This window comes from Helicobacteraceae bacterium (assembly GCA_031258155.1).
Taxonomy (GTDB): Bacteria; Campylobacterota; Campylobacteria; order Campylobacterales; family SZUA-545; genus JAIRNH01.
On sequence record JAIRNH010000026.1, the window covers coordinates 1 to 16,486 of the forward strand.

Here is a 16,486-nt window from a genome sequence, read left to right on the forward strand (position 1 = left end):
ATCAAACGGATAGATTACGACTCCTTTGGAAATATCCTATCTCAAAGTAATCCAACTCCTTCGGTTACCGCCCTAGACAATCTGGATATTCCTATAGGCTTTGGAGGAGGACTATACGATAGGGATACAAACTTAATAAGGTTTGGATACAGAGACTACGATCCCTTTATAGGACGATGGACGGCTAAAGACCCGATTGACTTTATGGGAGGACAAGGTAATCTCTATGTTTATGTAGGGAATGATCCGATAAACTATGTTGATCCGACTGGGGAGTTTTGGCAGGTTATAATTGGAGGTATTATCGCATACTATCTGGTAGACGTTATCCTTGATACATATGAATATTTAATACAAGCAAAAATAAAGATCGATAATCCACAGGGCATTGGCTCGCCAGAACATCGCGATCAATTACGCGGCGCATTGGATGACACTGCGGGGTTCTGTCGGGAAAATGCGCCTATATCACCAATTGGCAATCCAGTGCGGTTAATACCGCTTCCAAAAAATGAGCATAACAAGCTATTTGATATTGGATATGAATTTGGTAACGATCTAATGAGAAACAATCAAAGTCAAGGCAATGGTAAACAATAACTGTAGATAATATGCGAGCTTGTCGGTTATGTATACCAAATTGACTTAATAAAATGGAGAAAACCAAAGCAATGAAGCGGTTAAGCACATATAAAACGCCGTTGATATTATTTTTGTTCCTTTCGATATTATGGATCGCTAATAATATTTATCATGTGCTTCCGCTCAAAATATATTACTATTTTGTTAACGGACAAACAATTACGCTTGAACGTTATAAAGTAAATCTGCCGTTCCCGCAATGGGTTTATGTTGGCAAAAACGAGCTTTTATTTGTCATAAGCTCCGATAAAAACAATTTTGCCGAGATAGCAATAGATTATAGAAATGTAGATATTGACCATCTATTAACTACATGCGATCAAATACAAAAAGAGCAGAAAACATATAAAAATATAAGCGGAACAGAATATCTATGCTATCAAGCCGATATTGGCGTAACGTTATATTTTCTATCAAGCGATAATTTTTTCTTTTTAAGAACCGCAAACTATCAAAATGATACTCTCTTGTATAAAATGTTATTTGACTCTATTACAGTTGCTGAATACAAAGATACGACAACAGATCATAACCTAACGTCAAATAACAATAGTAAGATTTCAAACAAGCAGGCAAGCTATGTCCAAAAGCCCCTCTAATCTAACCGCTCAATTCTCAAACGCAACTACTCCCAATCTCTCTTTAGAGGAAGTTGATATTCCGCTAGGCTTTGGAGGAGGACTATACGATAGGGATACAAACTTAATAAGGTTTGGCTATAGAGACTACGATCCCTTTATAGGACGATGGACGGCTAAAGACCCGATTGACTTTATGGGAGGACAGGGTAATCTCTATGTTTATGTAGGGAGTGATCCAATAAACTATGTTGATCCGACTGGGGAGTTTTGGCAGGTTATAGTTATAGTGGCTATAGCTGCTCCTATTGCTTATAATATTTATAAGTTTATCGCAAATACAATGGACAACATAAAGGAACCAACGCCAATTCGTGGTAAAAGTTGGGGGGAATTGCAAGGGATAGATAAAGGACACAAAGACGATCTAAAAAATGCGTGCGATGAAGCCGCAGATTTAGGACGCGCTTTAACGGGAACACTACCAACTTTGGGCATTCCAGTATCTGGCGCAGCTTCACTCGGTCTGACCGCTACCGATAGCGCATATCAGTATTTACGAGATCGAGAACGGCAAAAAGAACAAAAATGAAGACATTAGCGCAAACGTTAAGAGATGGGAAAAAAGCTTATATTATATTATTTATAATAAGTTGCTCTATATCAGTTATAATACATTATTTTGGTTTTTTCTTTATTCAATTGTGTTTTTATCTGAAAAATGGCAATCTCATCGACCTTAAATATTATTATGTTGAACTGCCATTTCCCAAGTGGGTTATTTCAGGTAACGATAATTTTGGCTATGCCGTATCTGCAAAAAATGATTTTAGTTATGCAATATCTACAGCAGAAAACGAATCTATCGACATTGCAATTTCAAGGCGCGTTGGGCAGCCGAACGATCCAGATTCTGAAATGGTATCTACAATATTACGCTGGAAAGCGTTAGCAATAACTTTTGTTAGTTATAAGGAAGTTGAAGGAACAAAGTATCTTTATAAGGGATTAGAAGGAAAATACGTTATGCTTTTTCTTTCAGACGATAGACGTTTTTATTTAATTGTTACTTCATACGATCCTACCGAAGAAAACGAAAAATATTTAGATTTACTACTTAATTCCGTTAAAAAGAAGCCCGATGTCTAAAATTGTTTCATTAGCTAAACTTTACGATAAGAAAGGTAACTTCGCTAGATTTACCTACGCTACCGATAGAACGCCTATTCAAATGGATTACAAGGAGAAGTCCGAGACAATAAATAGATACAATCGGGAGGCATAAGGCAATGGTATTTCCAGATATTCATACGCAACGTACGATAAGAATAAATGCTTTTGATTGAGTTGATCGCATTTTTTTTAATCGATACTCCTTATGAAGGACATTATGGAGTAGAATATGCCACAGTTTATTATCTAAATTTATTTAACGAAACTCATATAGAAACCGAAAAATTTGTTATAGAAACGCCAAAATTTACTTGGCGTAAGCGCTCTAAAGATCAAAATTATTTCATAGGACTATTTGAAGAGGTGAATAATTCAAGAGATTTTCCGTCAATAGGACATGTTGACCTATCGGACAGTAATTGTAGTTTGGAGATAGTATTCCCTGTTTTTTTGCAAAACTCGTCCAAAATATTTTACAGAAACGATAAACGACTGGGAAGCGGAAATATACGAATGCGAGGATAAAGAAGACAATAATAACATGAAAAGGTTTATTAAATATGAATGCGAGTCTTTTTGGTTGTTTTCATATCGCGATATTTTCAAGCCTCAATTTGATAAATTCTTTCAAGGCGTTCGTCTTAAAGACCAAAACGCTTCAAACTTCAATTCCGCCGTCTTTCTATAAACAAGTTTCATGCGTCGCGCAAGAGCGATCTTTGCGGATTTTGGCTCTTTTTGGCACAATCAGGGTTAAAAACGGGGTCAAATGAAAACGGAGCGCAAACGCTACGAGGTTGTCGGCACGGTTCAAGGGGTCGGTTTTCGCCCTTTTGTTTATCGGCTGGCAAACGAGCTAAAACTATGCGGCAAGGTCTATAACGACGGCTTTGGCGTAATAATAGAAGCGCAAGGTAAAAGCGAGGCGCTCGCCACGTTTGAAAAACGGCTAACGGCGGAAAAACCGTCTATGGCGGTTATTTTTCGCGTCGCGGGTCAATCGATCGCGCTTCAAAACGATTCGGCGTTCGCGATTGAGCAAAGCCAAAGCGCAGAAACGATCGCGGCGTATATTCCGCCCGATACCGCCATCTGCGCGGAGTGCGAGCGAGAGCTTTTTGATCCAAGCGATCGACGCTATCTGCACCCGTTTATCTCCTGTTCTCATTGCGGCGCAAGATACACGATCGTGGAAAATCTGCCCTACGATCGCGCCGCTACCTCTATGAACCGCTTTACAATGTGCGAAAAGTGCCAAAAGGAGTATAAAAATCCGAATGATCGCCGCTTTCACGCGCAGCCGATCGCGTGTAACGATTGCGGCTCGGTTTTGACGCTGTTAAACGCGGCGGGCGATACGATCGCGCAAAGAAACGAGGCGATCGAGAAAGCCGCCGAAGCGATCGAAAACGGAGCTATCGTCGCGATAAAAGCGTTAGGCGGCTATCAACTCTGCTTAGACGCAAAAAACGACGAGGCGTTGAAAGCTATCAGGGCGCGCAAAAACCGCCCGCTTAAACCGTTCGCCGTTATGTTCGCGTCGATCGACGAGATCGAAAAACAAGCGATTGTAACCGACGCGGATCGAAAGCTGTTAATGTCAAATCGCCGCCCGATCGTCCTGCTAAACAAAAGCGAAGCGTATAATCTTAGCGCGCTCGTCGCGCCGCAAATAGATCGCGTCGGCGCGGCGCTGCCAAGCTCGCCCATTCAGTATCTGCTTTTGAAGCGGCTAGAACGCGCGCTAATCGCCACGAGCGCCAACATTTCTGACGCGCCTATCATTATCGACGAAAAGAGGCTTTTCGCCGCGCTAGGCGGCGTTTTTGATCTCGCGCTCACGCATAATCGCGCGATTATCAACGCGTGCGACGACAGCGTAACGCAAACAATCGCCGATCAAACGATTATGATTCGGCGCGCTAGAGGCTTTGCGCCCGAAGCGTGCGTTCTGCCGCGCAAACTTGATCGTCCCGCGCTCGCGTTGGGCGCGCAACAAAAAAATACGATTGCGATCGGTTTTAATAGAAGCGCGATCGTAAGCCCGCATATAGGCGATCTCTTTTCGGTCGAAGCGACGGATTACTTTGAGCGGGCGATAACGACGCTAAAACGGCTATATCGTTTTGAGCCGCAACGCGTGATTTGCGATTTACATCCGCGCTATTTTACGACCGAATTCGCCAAAACGCTAAATCTGCCGATCGCGCGAGTTCAACACCACCACGCGCACGCGCTCGCGGTTATGGCGGAGTATCGATTGACGTCTAGCGTTCTGGCTATCGCGTGGGACGGTTCGGGATACGGAACGGACAATACGATCTGGGGCGGCGAATTTTTGATAGCCGATTATGGCGGTTTCAAGCGAACGGCGCATATAAAGCCGTTTGGGTTAATCGGCGGCGAAGCGGCGATCAAAGAACCAAGTCGCATTGCCGCGTCGCTTTTATACGAGGCGAAAATCGATAGCCCGATTCTCTCTTGCAACTATAAAACAATGCTTTCAAAACGGCTTAATTCGCCGCTTACAAGCTCGATCGGACGACTTTTTGACGGCGTTGCGTATCTCGCGGGCGTTCAAACGCGATACGGTTTTGACGGACAAAGCGGACTAATGCTGGAATCGCTTTTCGACGCGAAAGAAAAACGGGGCTATCCGTTCGAGGAAAAAAATGGCGTTATAGATTGTTCGTATATGATACGCGAGATAACAAAAAGCGCTAACGCGCGCGAGATCGCCAGCCGTTTTTTCAATACGCTTTGCGCGATCGCGGCGCAAATCGCGGCGCCTTACGATCTGCCAATCGTTTTATGCGGCGGGGTATTCCAAAATAAAACGCTTGCTAATATGCTGTTGAATAAACTACGCGCAAGCGGAAAAATGGTCTATTTATCTGAAAAATTTCCGCCAAACGACGGCGTGATCGCGCTTGGGCAATTGGCGTATGATAAGGAGTAACACATGGACGAGACAATCAGGTTTAGCGTATCGCTTCCAAAGGCGTTATTAGACGCGCTCGATCAAAAAATTATCGCTAAAGGCTACGATTCGAGAAGCGAGTTTGTGCGCGATCTTATCCGCGAGCAGATCGCCGCCGAGCGATGGGAAGACGAAACGGCGGAGGTTTTTGGCAACCTAACGCTTATCTACGATCACCACCAGCGAGAGCTAAGCGCGAAGATGATCGATCTCGCGCACCACTCGACGACGAACGTGCTATGCTCTACTCACGTTCATCTCGATCATTGCAACTGCATGGAATCGATTATTCTCAAAGGCAAACCAAGCGAAGTTGAAGCGGTCGCGACGCAAATAGGCGGTTTGCGCGGCGTGAGGCTTGCCAAATTAACCCGCGTCAGCCGTTTAGAACACTAGCGATCGGCGCATTAAGCGACTATAACCGCGTCAAAAAGCTGTCGGTAGGCGTTTTCGGCGGTTAAAAGCGAGCTAAAAGTCGGCTAATTGACGGGGCAAACGCTATTAACGCCCCCATCTTCCTCGCGAAACAAGCAACGTATAATCGGCGAAGGAATTCTAGGCTTTTGGCAATTTGTCCAATCGCTTTTTCGCGCCCTCTATCGTATTGTGATCGGGATAGAGCTTGATTAACGTTTCGTAGAACTTGCGCGCGTCGGCGTTATTTTTTAACCGTTCGTGGCAAATGCCGGAATAGTATAACAGCACGGGCATATACTTCGCTTTGTTGTCGGCTCCAGCGCTGGCTTTGAACGCCTCTAACGCCTTTTCGTTATTCTCTTGAAAGTAATAGACCGTCCCAAGATAAAACGAGGTTTCGGCGCTCTTATACTGCTTGCCGAGCAGATAGCTTAGGCGGTTATAAGCCGCGTCGTATTCTCTCGCGTCGATCTGTTTTCTAGCCTCGCTTAAAACCGCTTCGGGTTGTTGCCCTTCAAATTCGCTTACGCCTCCCAAAGCCCTGACGGTCTTTTCGAGTTGCGATTTAGTAACGGTGTTTTCAAGCGCTTTAGCCAGCTTTTCCTGATTTTTCGCCTGATCGCTAAGCGATTTATTAACCTGTTTCTCCAGCGAGTCTTGGCGCGAGCTAAGCGCGTCTAACTGCTTTTTGTTTTTCGCCTCGCTATCGACGGCAAACTTTACCTGTTCTTCGTATGTTTTTGAATCGCGCCTAAGCGTAGCAAACGCCTCGGCGTTGGCTTTGTTTATCGCGCTCATTCCCTCTACGAGTTCGGATAGCTTATCGACCTGTTGCTCAAGCGTAAGAACGCGCTTTTCCAGACGCTCAATAGTCTGCCTATTCGCGCGAATAGTCTTTTCGTTTTCGGTCAATCCGTACGGCGTAGCGCTATTGGCGTTCCCCGCGCGAAAAGCCGAAGGTTCGGCGGCGAGCGCGACGCTCGCCGTCAAAATAAATGCAATTGTTCGACGCATTCGCCGTTATTGAAGAGTGGTTACTTCAACGCGACGATTTTGCCGCCAACAACTAGAGTTGCTTTGCGTGCAAACCGGATTGGATTCGCCGTAGCTAATCAACGTTATCTGATCGACGTTTACGCCAGCTTTGACAAGCGCGTCTTGAACGCTTTTCGCTCTGCGAAGACCCAAAGCGTAGTTATACTCTTCGGTGCCCCATTCGTCGCAGTTGCCTTCGATCCTGAAGGTAACGTCGCCGTTGGACGAGATTGCGCTTCCGATGTCGCCGATTGCGCCGTCTTGATCGGCGCGAATTTCGTATTTGTCGAAGTCGAAATACACAACCGGCAGTTTTTCTCCGCTATACGAAACCGTCTCTTCGGTTTCCTCTACGCCTTCTTCCGTCGTAACCTCAATGGTTTCGTCAACGGTTTCGTCCGTTACGACCTCTTCCGTTTGCTCGTCCGCAGGTTCAACGTTCTGCTTGTCGCCGCAGCCGGTAAAAGCAACCAAAGTCGCCGCCAAAATGCTCGTGAAGATGAGCTTCTTCATCTCCTTACTCCTTTTTTGATTTAAACGCTACTATCATATCCTAGCGATAGTTAAAAATAGGTTAAAAAACCGCGCGAATTGCGATTAATTGTTCAATATAGCCGCTTTTTACCGACCTAAATTAGAGATTACGGGCATTTAGCGAAACTCGCCGTCCAAACGGCGACGCAACCGAACCTTATATATTGCCGCGCGCGTAACTACCGCAGATCGCCCGCCTTCAATTGGTCGAGTTATAAACGCGTGATCGCCCCGCCCCACGCGCCCTCTTTCGCGCTTATACCCGCGCGAGAGAACGCGACAGAGCCGGGCAAACCGAGCTTTTAGCGCCTCCGCGAGGGGGGGGGAGCTTCCGTTCCCCCTTAAAAACGAGCGGTTACCAGTCGATCGCCTGAATCGAGCCTTCTAAAGGAAAAAGAAAGCTCTTGTTGTAGGGCAAACGAATAATAGCCAACGCGCTTTCCTTGCCGCGTCTGATCTCTTTGGTGTGCAAGATCGTATCGCCGGAATTTGAAAATCGCGGAAAATTATTCTTACCCGTAGTAGTTAGCTGCCTAATGTAGTTGCTTTTCGTCGATACAAGATAGAGATTGAAGGTGTTTTGCGCAAACTCGCTATCCGTATCGCGGCTAACAAAAACCGCGTAGTGCTTCCACGTGGTAACGTAGTTGTTATTGCGCCCTTTGAATACATACTGCATCGCCGCTTCGGGATTTTTCATCGACGCGTAGAAAATTTCGGGATAGCCCAACCGATCGGTTACAAACACAAACGCGCCCTCGTCGTCGATATAGTGCCCGTTGACGTCGATACCCCTGAAATTGGTTAGCCTTCGTAGTTTTTTGGCGCTTACGTCAAACTCAAACACGTCCGGCTGATCGTCTCGCGCCATCGTTAGCAACAGCTTTTTGCCGTCTTTGCTCACATCGGAGCAAACAAGCATGCCCTCGCTGTCGATAATCTTGGTTTTCGCGCCCGTTTTCAGATCGACCTTGTAAAGCGTGGGTTTTTTGTCGTAGTGCGTGTAATAATAAGAGGTTTGTTTGCTATCCGCCCATTTAGGAAACACGTTAAAGCCGCCGCGAACGATCGTTTGGCGGTATGTCAAAGAGTAGTCGGCGATCATAATCTCCGTCTGCTTAGGCGAGGTTTGGCGCGACAAAAGCACGAAACGATTCATCCACTCCAAGCCGCCTACGCCCATCTTGTTGGCTAAATCCATAACGAAATGGTGCGATAAAAAGACGTAGCGATCCTCTCTTGAAACCTTATAAGGTTGCGAAAACAGCAGTTTTTTGGATTTAATATCATAAACCTGAACGCGAATGCCTACTTGCGTTCCCTCGTAAAACAGTTCGTAACGAATTAGCTGATGCAAACCGGCGTTTTGATAGATCGGACTATCAAAAGCCACGTTTGCTCCGGCTCCTTCCGGCGAAGGCAACACGTTGTAAAAACCAGCCGTCTTTAGATCGGCTTCGATCATCTTGCCGATCTTAACGTCCATCTGCGATCTGGTTCGGCTTTTAGACTCCACCGCTACGTTCAGCGACGATCTAGCCTCCTTGATAATCTCCAGCGTAGCGTCGGCGGCAAAAAGCCGAGTCGATACTAACAATAGACACGCTATTAGCAATCGCATTATTTCTCCTCCCTAACCTGAAAGTCGATGTTTATCGTCAGAGCCCTTGGCGGCGGCTCCAATTTAGATTGACGAGCCTGCTCCAAAGCCGCTATCAACCTATCTCTAAAGAACGGATCGTCCGGCGCGCCTACTATACGATAGGTAAAATCGCCGCCTCGATCTACGCGCAACTCAATTCTCGCGATCTTACCCAAATCGCTATTTCTTATCTGCCACGCGTTATATATCCGTTTATACAGCTCTTTGTAGTATTGCGCCTCAAGCGGCTTTTGCGCGGCGACCTCTCGTTGCGCGGATCTAGCGGAGTTAATCGCGCTAAAGGCGGAAAGCTCCGGTCTGTTAGTCTTTGTCTGCGTTCCGTCTTTATCTAAATCGTCAAGACTAAAATTTGGCAAAGCTACTCTGCCCGCGTTAGCCGTAGGATTTGGCGGCAACAAATCCTCCGGTTTGACAGTGGCGTTAGAATCGCCAAACAGCTCCTTAATAGCGTCGGCTACGCTTTTTTCCTGAGCGACGGACGCGTCGTAAGGCATTTCGATCTCCTCAATCAACTCGATCGATTGCGACGTTAAGGACTTCAACCATTCCTCGTCTATCTCAAAATCTTCCATAAGTTCGGCGGGAGAAAAAGAGATAACGGGAACGCGGTAGAGCATAAAAGTCATCAAAGCCGCAAAAAAAACCGAGCAGAACGCGACGGAGATTGTTCCGCTTAAACAAAACCAGCCCGCATGGCTATTGCTATCCATCAGTTATCAGCGCGATCTGCGTAAATCTCGCCGCTTTTACGCTTTTAAGAATATAGATAATCTCTTTGTAGTTCAGATCGCCGTCAGCGGCGATCAGTATTTTGTGGTTGCGATCGGGAAATTGATTGGCATATAGCACAAAACTGTCGGGAAAGGAGTCGTATTCAAACTTCTGCTTGCCCACCCACACGTCTTTTTTCGCGTCGATACGAATAACGATCGAGGCGGTTTCGCCGATCGGCGTCTGCTTGCTGCCTTTTGGCAACGCGATGCGTTCCTCAAAAAGCAACATGGGCATAGTCAGCATCAAGATTGCCACTAACACCAACATTACGTCCACAAGAGGCGTAATGTTTATCTCAGGTTTTTCTTCCCAGTCCATAATTAAGAGCGCGAGACCAAAATGTCTATTTGGACTTTGATTGCGTTCGTTACTTCGTATGCCTTGCGTTTAAGCAACAAATGCGTCCAATACGCCGGTATCGCTACGATAATCCCCATCGCGGTGATAACCAGCGCTTCGCTAATAGCGGGCGCGACAATCGAGAGCGTTACCCCCTCTTTGAAACCCGCGAAAGCCTGCAAAATACTTACGATCGTTCCAAAAAGCCCCACAAACGGCGCGGTCGAAGCCACCGCCGAAAGCGGCGTAAGCAACGAGGTGGCGTCTTTCGTCGCCGATTCGTATGCCGCTTTCATCAGTTGCGGACCGAAACTCTGACGCGAGCATGGAAACAACGAAGAGTCGAAATTAGGTCTTTCCGCGCCGCTAAGCAAAGCCTGCATCGAGCTGTTCTCGCGTTTAAGCCAGCCTCTTAGAACAAAATAGCGATACAGAAAAACCCAAACCACTATTATCGAATACAAAAACAGCCAAGCGGCGACGATTATGGCGACCGTTCCGGCGGAATCAAACCAAGCGAGCAATTTTCACTCCTTAATTATAGTTGAGAGCGCGCCGAAGTCTCAATTTTGGACTCGACCGCCGATAAAAGCAAGCGCGAATCATGCGCCTCGCGCAAAAGTTGTTTAGCCGCGTCCAGCGCTTTGGCGACTTCGCTTTCGTTTTCGCCCATAATCGGCACCGCGCCGTCCACCAACACAATCATGTTATCCGCGGCGATCTCGGCGTAGCCGGCGTTGATTGCGACGCTCTCTACGCTATCGTCCTCTTTCTGTATGTCGATCACGCCCGCCGCAAGCAACGAGACAAGCGAGGCGTGATGCGGCAGAACGCCAAACTCGCCGTCGGCGCCGGGCAGAGTTACGCTTTTAACGTTTCCTGCGAAAACCTTGCCTAACGGCGTGATTACTTCAAGATGTAAAACGCCCATCGCGTCTCCTTTTACGCTTTAGCTTTAAGCGATTCCGCCTTAGCCGTTACCTCGTCGATACCGCCGACCATATAAAACGCCGCTTCGGGCAGCGCGTCGTATTTGCCTTCTAACACCTCTTTAAACGCCTTGATCGTATCGCTTAGCGGCACGTATTTTCCCGCGCTACCCGTAAAAGTTTCGGCGACAAAGAACGGCTGAGAAAGCAGTCTTTCAACCTTGCGGGCGCGATAGACGACGAGCTTGTCGTCTTCGGATAGCTCGTCCATGCCTAAGATCGCGATAATATCCTGCAAATCTTTGTATTTTTGCAAAGTTTTCTGAACGTTTCTGGCGACCGCGTAGTGTTCCTCGCCCACAATTTGGGGATCGAGCAGGCGACTTGTGGAACCAAGCGGATCGACGGCGGGATATATCCCCTTTTCGGCGATACGTCGTTCAAGCACGGTCGTCGCGTCAAGGTGGCTAAACACCGAAGCGGGCGCGGGGTCTGTCGGGTCGTCGGCTGGGACGTAAACCGCCTGAACGGAGGTAATAGAGCCTTTTTTTGTCGAGGCGATCCGCTCCTGAAACGATCCCATTTCGCGCGCTAACGTTGGTTGATAGCCCACCGCCGAAGGAATACGCCCAAGTAGAGCGGACATTTCGGAACCGGCTTGCGCGTAGCGGAAAATGTTGTCGATAAACATCAGCACGTCAAGCCCCATCTCGTCGCGGAAATACTCCGCCATCGTTAAACCGGTAAGCGCTACGCGGTTTCTGGCGCCCGGCGGCTCGTTCATCTGCCCGTAGCACAGCGCCACTTTATTCAATACGCCGCCCTCTTTCATCTCGTGGTAAAGGTCGTTGCCCTCGCGCGTGCGCTCCCCCACTCCGGCGAACACGGAGTAGCCGCTATATTTATATGCGACGTTGTGGATTAGCTCCATAATGATCACGGTTTTACCCACGCCCGCGCCGCCGAAAAGACCGACCTTGCCGCCCTTTGGATACGGCGCCAGCAGATCGATAACCTTTATGCCCGTTTCAAAGGTTTCCGTTTTTGTGCTTTGGTCTTCAAAGCTAGGCGGATCGCGGTGAATCGGCCATCTAGCGGTAACGTTCACCTCGTCGCCCTCGTCGATCGCTTTGCCCGTAACGTCAAAAATACGCCCAAGCACAACTTCGCCGACCGGAACGGAGATAGGTCCGCCCGTAGCCGTCGCTTGCGCGCCGCGCGTCAATCCGTGCGTGCCGTCCATAGCGATCGCGCGAACGCGCTTGTCGCCCAAGTGCATAGCGGTTTCGCAAACTAATTTACGCTTCGCGTCGCCATGCTCTATCTCAATCTCTATAGCTTCGTTGATCTGTGGTAGGTAGTCGTCAAACGCGACGTCAACCACCGGACCGGTAATTTGAATAACTTCGCCGATTTTTCCAGCCATTGTCTTCCTTTCAAAATTATTTCATTGCTTCCGCGCCGCTGACGATCTCGCTAAGCTCGGTCGTGATCGCCTCTTGGCGGGCTTTGTTGTATTGCAACGTAAGCGCTCTAGCCAACTCTTTGGCGTTTTTCGTGGCGCTCTCCATAGCCTGCATTCTAGCGCTATGTTCCGCCGCTAGAGAGTCGATCAGCGCGTAGTAGAGGTTGAACTCCACGTAACGATCCACCAAAGAGTTAAGAATAGATTCGTCGCCCTTTGGCTCAAATTCAAGCAACGAACGCTCCTCGATCGGCTCCACGCGATTTATATCTACGGGCAGCAAAAGCACTTCGCGTATCTCCTGCGAAATCATATTCCTAAAGCCGTTGTATATTAGCGCCACGCGATCGGTAAGCCCTTTCATATAGTCGTTAGCCGATTTTGCTATATGCTCTTTGGCTCTCTCAAAATTAGGCGCGGAGCTTAGCCCGATCGTCTCGTCGTATAACTCCACATGGTTAAACCTAAAATACTCGACTCCTTTTTTGCCTATGCCGCGAAGCCGAACCTTAATCTTGTTTTCGCGGTATTCCTCCAGCTTCTGACTCACCGTTTTGATCGTGCGGTAGTTAAAGCCGCCGCACAATCCCTTGTCCGCCGTAACAAAGATCAGATCGATCTTCTCCGCCTTTTCGTTGGAAGCGAAATATCTGCTTTCGATCCCTCCTACGCGATAGGTTTCAATCTGTCTAGCGATAGTGGAAAGCATTTCGTTCAGCTTTTGGGAATAGGCGCGAGACTGCATGGCGATCTCTTGCGAGCGTTTAAGTTTTACGGTTGAAACCAGCTTCATAGCCGAAGTGGTTTTTTGCGTGTTATTAACGCTCTTTATTCGCCGTTTAATATCCTTTAATGCCGCCATATCTTAACCCTAATTCGCGTTAAATACGCTTAGGAAATCCTCCAAAGCCTTTTTTAGTTCCGCTTCGGCGTCCTTATCAAGCTGCTTTTTGGAGCGAATGCTCTCTAGAATATGCGGATATTTCGCTTCTAAGAACGGATAGAGTTCCGACTCAAAACGACCGACCGCGCTAACGGGAACGTTGTCTAAATAGCCCCTAGAGGCGGCGAAGATAACCGCGACCTGCTTTTCTACCGCGAGCGGCGAATAGGGCGGCTGTTTAAGCGCCTCGACCATCTTTTGCCCGCGCTCTAGCTGTTTGCGGCTCACCTCGTCAAGATCGCTGGCAAATTGGCTAAAGGCTTGTAGCTCTCTAAACTGCGCCAAATCGCCTTTAAGCGATCCCGCGACCTGCTTCATCGCCTTGACTTGAGCCGCGCCGCCGACGCGCGAAACGGAAATACCTACGTTAATGGCGGGTCTAACGCCGGAGTTAAACAGATCGGTTTCTAGGAATATCTGTCCGTCCGTGATAGAGATAACGTTCGTTGGGATATACGCCGAAACGTCGCCCGCCTGCGTTTCCACGATCGGAAGCGCCGTTAAACTCCCCGCCCCTTTCGCGTCGCTCATCTTCGCGGAGCGTTCCAAGAGACGCGAATGCAGATAGAACACGTCGCCGGGATACGCTTCGCGTCCGGGAGGGCGGCGCAATAGTAGCGACATCTCGCGATAGGCGACGGCGTGTTTAGATAGATCGTCGTAGATAATCAGCGCGTGGCGCGAACTATCGCGGAAATACTCGCCCATCGTAACGCCCGCGTATGGCGCGAGATACTGCATAGCCGCCGATTCGCTCGCCGCCGCGCTTACGATAATCGCGTAATCCATAGCGCCGTGTTCTTCCAGCCTACGGACGACTTGAGCCACCGTGCTTTGTTTTTGACCAATAGCGACATAGATACAGACGACGTCCTGCCCCTTCTGGCTGATAATCGTATCCACCGCGACCGTCGTTTTACCCGTCTGGCGATCGCCGATAATTAGCTCGCGCTGTCCGCGACCGATCGGCACAAGCGCGTCGATCGCCTTAATACCCGTTTGCAACGGCTCGTGAACAGACTTCCTCGCCATAATACCGGGCGCTTTCTCCTCTACGAAACGTATTTTCGCCGCCTCGATCGGACCTTTACCGTCGATTGGCTCTCCCAGCGCATTGACCACGCGACCGATCATACCGTCGCCGACGGGAGCCGATAGCAGTTTGCCCGTGCGTTTAACCGCCGTTCCCTCTACAATCGCCGTCGCCTTGCCAAGCACGACGACGCCCACGCTGTCCTCGTCGAGGTTTAGCGCGAGACCTTTTTCGCCGCCCTCAAACTCGACGATCTCTTCCGCCATAATATTTTTTAGCCCGTAAACCCTTGCGATGCCGTCGGCAATCGATACGACTTTGCCGACCTCTTGAATATCGAGTTTCAGTTCAAAGTTTTCGATTCGATCGCGAATGATCGCGCTAATCTCTTCCGTTTTAAGCGCCACAATTACCCCTTTCTTAGTATTGTTGATTATAGTCCGCGCAGAATATGCCCCAAAATCTGGGAGCTAATTCGCGTTTTTGAAAAATCGACCTCTACGCCGAGATCGTCGATCGCCGCCCTTACTCCGTCGTATCGGCGGTTAGACTGCGTTAGTTTGATCTCCGCGCCAAGCCGTTTGGTTAGAGATTTAGCTAGAGCGTCTAACTTCGCCTTGTCGATCGGAGTTTGCGCGTCCACGATCCCCTCGTAAGACGAACGTTTGCCCGCAAGCGCGATCTTAACCTCTTTAACGATATGCGGCAAAGCGCATAAACGATTTTTTTCGGCAAGCAGGGCGATTAGATTGCTCAGCTTAGTTAAGGACGGCGAAACGCTCGCCTCTTGCTTGCTCGTTTTTTGCGAGCCGCTATTTGATTCGCGTCTTGGCGCGGCGCCAAACGCCGAGACGATCGCGTTTACTTTCTCGGCGTTTGGCATAAGAGGAGATTTAATCTTCTCCGTAAATTTTTTGTTTGAAAATAGCGAAGCGACGGCGTCTAGGGACGATAAAATCTCGGCAAGCTCCTTTTCTTTCGCGGCGGCGACCAGCGCGGCGGCGTATCGCTTCGCGGCTAGTTTATCGTTCATATTAAAGCGCTCGCTTTCTAAGGTTTTCAACTATCGCGTCTTGATCGTTTAAAATATCGTCGGCGCTTAATATCTCGCCCATCGTGGCGGCGACGACGGCGCGAACCATTTTATTCTCCGCCACGATTTTGCTTTCGTCTTTAAGTTTATGAAGTATTTTTATCTCCTCGTCCGTTTTGACGGCTACGCGATCCGAGATAGCTATCGCCTCGTCGTTGGCGAATTTAATAATCGACTCGGCGTTGGCTTTCGCCTCCTCTAAAGCCAGCGCGGCTTTTTCGCGGCTTGATCGCGCCTCTTTGGCTTTATCTTGCGCTTTTTCAAACGCCAACACGATCGATCGCGTTCGATCGCCAAAAAACTTTTTAATAAAACCGGCGAACAGATAGTAAACCAAGCCGGCGAAAACGACGAAGTTAATCGTCCGCCATACAATGTCCAGCTCCGCCTCGCTCGCAAAAGCGGCGGCGGCGGCAAAAATAAACAGTGCAAAAACTTTCACCGATCCCCCTTTACGCCGCTATAAACTTGGTTTTGATTCGTTCTTTAAAGAGCGGCGCCTCGCCAAGCAACGCGCTTTTTAGGTTGGTTTCGTCCGTTTGCAACGTTTTTTCAAACTCGGCAAGCTCTTTTACGATTTTCTCGCGCTCGCCGTTTAGCCGTTCTTCGGCTTGAAGTTTGGCTTTCATAAGCGCTTCCTCTTTGATCTTTCCCGCTTCTTTCTTCGCCGTCAAAAGCGTCTCTTCGGCTTGCGTTTTCAATGCGAGAGCCTCCGCCGTATCGTCTTCCGCGCCGCCCTGCTCGTTTTGCAGATGCGCCTTTCTAGCTTCAATATGAGACAGCAACGGCTGAAAGAGCGTCGCGTTCAAAAAAACGAGCAAAGTTATAAAGAGCGCGAAAAATCCTCCCATTAGAATCGCGTTAAATTCAATCATTTATCACCTCTTA

At 48.4% G+C, this 16,486-nt stretch carries 20 protein-coding genes; 7 read left to right on the forward strand and 13 right to left on the reverse strand.

The window, feature by feature from the left end:
- From LBF86_03780 to nikR, 7 genes are all read left to right on the forward strand, one after another.
- On the forward strand, positions 1–600 hold a 600-nt coding region (locus tag LBF86_03780; GenBank protein ID MDR0664623.1), incomplete at its 5' end, for an RHS repeat-associated core domain-containing protein.
- 71 nt (positions 601–671) lie between these two features.
- The gene (locus LBF86_03785) at positions 672–1,241 is read left to right on the forward strand and encodes a hypothetical protein (GenBank protein MDR0664624.1); all 570 of its coding nucleotides are present in this window, start codon (positions 672–674) and stop codon (positions 1,239–1,241) included.
- Complete coding sequence (locus LBF86_03790; GenBank protein ID MDR0664625.1) at positions 1,222–1,812, forward strand: RHS repeat-associated core domain-containing protein; 591 nt, start codon at positions 1,222–1,224, stop codon at positions 1,810–1,812. The genes LBF86_03785 and LBF86_03790 overlap by 20 nt, the downstream gene beginning before the upstream one ends.
- Entirely contained in the window at positions 1,809–2,369 is a 561-nt protein-coding gene (locus tag LBF86_03795; GenBank protein ID MDR0664626.1) for a hypothetical protein, read from the forward strand. The genes LBF86_03790 and LBF86_03795 overlap by 4 nt, the downstream gene beginning before the upstream one ends.
- 183 nt (positions 2,370–2,552) lie before the next feature.
- Positions 2,553–2,918 carry a hypothetical protein gene (locus tag LBF86_03800; GenBank protein ID MDR0664627.1) on the forward strand — a complete coding sequence of 122 codons (366 nt, stop codon included), beginning with the start codon at positions 2,553–2,555 and terminating at the stop codon, positions 2,916–2,918.
- Between the two features lie 244 nt (positions 2,919–3,162).
- Positions 3,163–5,352: a carbamoyltransferase HypF gene (gene hypF, locus LBF86_03805; GenBank protein ID MDR0664628.1), complete on the forward strand. Its 2,190-nt coding sequence runs from the start codon at positions 3,163–3,165 to the stop codon at positions 5,350–5,352.
- Positions 5,353–5,355: 3 nt separating this feature from the next.
- Complete coding sequence (gene nikR, locus LBF86_03810) at positions 5,356–5,769, forward strand: nickel-responsive transcriptional regulator NikR (protein MDR0664629.1); 414 nt, start codon at positions 5,356–5,358, stop codon at positions 5,767–5,769.
- 159 nt (positions 5,770–5,928) lie between these two features.
- On the opposite strand, the gene LBF86_03815 is transcribed toward nikR, so the two are convergent.
- The 13 genes from LBF86_03815 to LBF86_03875 all read right to left on the reverse strand — a co-directional run bounded on the left by LBF86_03815 (position 5,929) and on the right by LBF86_03875 (position 16,473).
- Positions 5,929–6,804 (reverse strand): tetratricopeptide repeat protein, encoded by an 876-nt coding sequence (locus tag LBF86_03815; GenBank protein ID MDR0664630.1) that lies wholly within the window; start codon positions 6,802–6,804, stop codon positions 5,929–5,931.
- A 6-nt stretch (positions 6,805–6,810) separates the two neighbouring features.
- The gene (locus LBF86_03820) at positions 6,811–7,338 is read right to left on the reverse strand and encodes an OmpA family protein (protein ID MDR0664631.1); all 528 of its coding nucleotides are present in this window, start codon (positions 7,336–7,338) and stop codon (positions 6,811–6,813) included.
- Positions 7,339–7,714: 376 nt separating this feature from the next.
- Positions 7,715–8,980, reverse strand: coding sequence for a Tol-Pal system protein TolB (gene tolB / locus LBF86_03825; GenBank protein MDR0664632.1), 1,266 nt, complete (start codon positions 8,978–8,980; stop codon positions 7,715–7,717).
- On the reverse strand, positions 8,980–9,732 hold the full coding sequence (locus tag LBF86_03830; protein ID MDR0664633.1) for a TonB C-terminal domain-containing protein: 753 nt from the start codon (positions 9,730–9,732) through the stop codon (positions 8,980–8,982). Before LBF86_03830 ends, tolB begins: the two co-directional genes overlap by 1 nt.
- Entirely contained in the window at positions 9,725–10,114 is a 390-nt protein-coding gene (locus LBF86_03835; GenBank protein ID MDR0664634.1) for a biopolymer transporter ExbD, read from the reverse strand. Before LBF86_03835 ends, LBF86_03830 begins: the two co-directional genes overlap by 8 nt.
- A gap of 2 nt (positions 10,115–10,116) precedes the next feature.
- On the reverse strand, positions 10,117–10,659 hold the full coding sequence (locus tag LBF86_03840; GenBank protein MDR0664635.1) for a MotA/TolQ/ExbB proton channel family protein: 543 nt from the start codon (positions 10,657–10,659) through the stop codon (positions 10,117–10,119).
- Positions 10,660–10,673: 14 nt separating this feature from the next.
- Entirely contained in the window at positions 10,674–11,066 is a 393-nt protein-coding gene (locus LBF86_03845) for a F0F1 ATP synthase subunit epsilon (protein ID MDR0664636.1), read from the reverse strand.
- A gap of 11 nt (positions 11,067–11,077) precedes the next feature.
- On the reverse strand, positions 11,078–12,490 hold the full coding sequence (gene atpD, locus LBF86_03850; GenBank protein MDR0664637.1) for a F0F1 ATP synthase subunit beta: 1,413 nt from the start codon (positions 12,488–12,490) through the stop codon (positions 11,078–11,080).
- Between the two features lie 16 nt (positions 12,491–12,506).
- Positions 12,507–13,391 (reverse strand): F0F1 ATP synthase subunit gamma, encoded by an 885-nt coding sequence (locus LBF86_03855; protein MDR0664638.1) that lies wholly within the window; start codon positions 13,389–13,391, stop codon positions 12,507–12,509.
- A 9-nt stretch (positions 13,392–13,400) separates the two neighbouring features.
- The gene (atpA, locus tag LBF86_03860) at positions 13,401–14,912 is read right to left on the reverse strand and encodes a F0F1 ATP synthase subunit alpha (protein MDR0664639.1); all 1,512 of its coding nucleotides are present in this window, start codon (positions 14,910–14,912) and stop codon (positions 13,401–13,403) included.
- A 26-nt stretch (positions 14,913–14,938) separates the two neighbouring features.
- Positions 14,939–15,538, reverse strand: coding sequence for a F0F1 ATP synthase subunit delta (locus tag LBF86_03865; protein MDR0664640.1), 600 nt, complete (start codon positions 15,536–15,538; stop codon positions 14,939–14,941).
- A 1-nt stretch (position 15,539) separates the two neighbouring features.
- Positions 15,540–16,040 carry a hypothetical protein gene (locus tag LBF86_03870; GenBank protein MDR0664641.1) on the reverse strand — a complete coding sequence of 167 codons (501 nt, stop codon included), beginning with the start codon at positions 16,038–16,040 and terminating at the stop codon, positions 15,540–15,542.
- Between the two features lie 10 nt (positions 16,041–16,050).
- On the reverse strand, positions 16,051–16,473 hold the full coding sequence (locus LBF86_03875; protein ID MDR0664642.1) for a hypothetical protein: 423 nt from the start codon (positions 16,471–16,473) through the stop codon (positions 16,051–16,053).
- Positions 16,474–16,486: the final 13 nt, after the last annotated feature.

What these genes read in the sequence shown, in the direction of transcription:
- LBF86_03785 (MDR0664624.1), top strand. Translation starts at nt 672, where the DNA reads ATGAAGCGGTTAAGCACATATAAAACGCCGTTGATATTATTTTTGTTC.
- LBF86_03790 (MDR0664625.1), top strand. Translation starts at nt 1,222, where the DNA reads ATGTCCAAAAGCCCCTCTAATCTAACCGCTCAATTCTCAAACGCAACT.
- LBF86_03795 (MDR0664626.1), top strand. Translation starts at nt 1,809, where the DNA reads ATGAAGACATTAGCGCAAACGTTAAGAGATGGGAAAAAAGCTTATATT.
- LBF86_03800 (MDR0664627.1), top strand. Translation starts at nt 2,553, where the DNA reads ATGCTTTTGATTGAGTTGATCGCATTTTTTTTAATCGATACTCCTTAT.
- hypF (MDR0664628.1), top strand. Translation starts at nt 3,163, where the DNA reads ATGAAAACGGAGCGCAAACGCTACGAGGTTGTCGGCACGGTTCAAGGG.
- nikR (MDR0664629.1), top strand. Translation starts at nt 5,356, where the DNA reads ATGGACGAGACAATCAGGTTTAGCGTATCGCTTCCAAAGGCGTTATTA.
- LBF86_03815 (MDR0664630.1), bottom strand. Translation starts at nt 6,804, where the DNA reads ATGCGTCGAACAATTGCATTTATTTTGACGGCGAGCGTCGCGCTCGCC.
- LBF86_03820 (MDR0664631.1), bottom strand. Translation starts at nt 7,338, where the DNA reads ATGAAGAAGCTCATCTTCACGAGCATTTTGGCGGCGACTTTGGTTGCT.
- tolB (MDR0664632.1), bottom strand. Translation starts at nt 8,980, where the DNA reads ATGCGATTGCTAATAGCGTGTCTATTGTTAGTATCGACTCGGCTTTTT.
- LBF86_03830 (MDR0664633.1), bottom strand. Translation starts at nt 9,732, where the DNA reads ATGGATAGCAATAGCCATGCGGGCTGGTTTTGTTTAAGCGGAACAATC.
- LBF86_03835 (MDR0664634.1), bottom strand. Translation starts at nt 10,114, where the DNA reads ATGGACTGGGAAGAAAAACCTGAGATAAACATTACGCCTCTTGTGGAC.
- LBF86_03845 (MDR0664636.1), bottom strand. Translation starts at nt 11,066, where the DNA reads ATGGGCGTTTTACATCTTGAAGTAATCACGCCGTTAGGCAAGGTTTTC.
- atpD (MDR0664637.1), bottom strand. Translation starts at nt 12,490, where the DNA reads ATGGCTGGAAAAATCGGCGAAGTTATTCAAATTACCGGTCCGGTGGTT.
- LBF86_03855 (MDR0664638.1), bottom strand. Translation starts at nt 13,391, where the DNA reads ATGGCGGCATTAAAGGATATTAAACGGCGAATAAAGAGCGTTAATAAC.
- LBF86_03865 (MDR0664640.1), bottom strand. Translation starts at nt 15,538, where the DNA reads ATGAACGATAAACTAGCCGCGAAGCGATACGCCGCCGCGCTGGTCGCC.
- LBF86_03875 (MDR0664642.1), bottom strand. Translation starts at nt 16,473, where the DNA reads ATGATTGAATTTAACGCGATTCTAATGGGAGGATTTTTCGCGCTCTTT.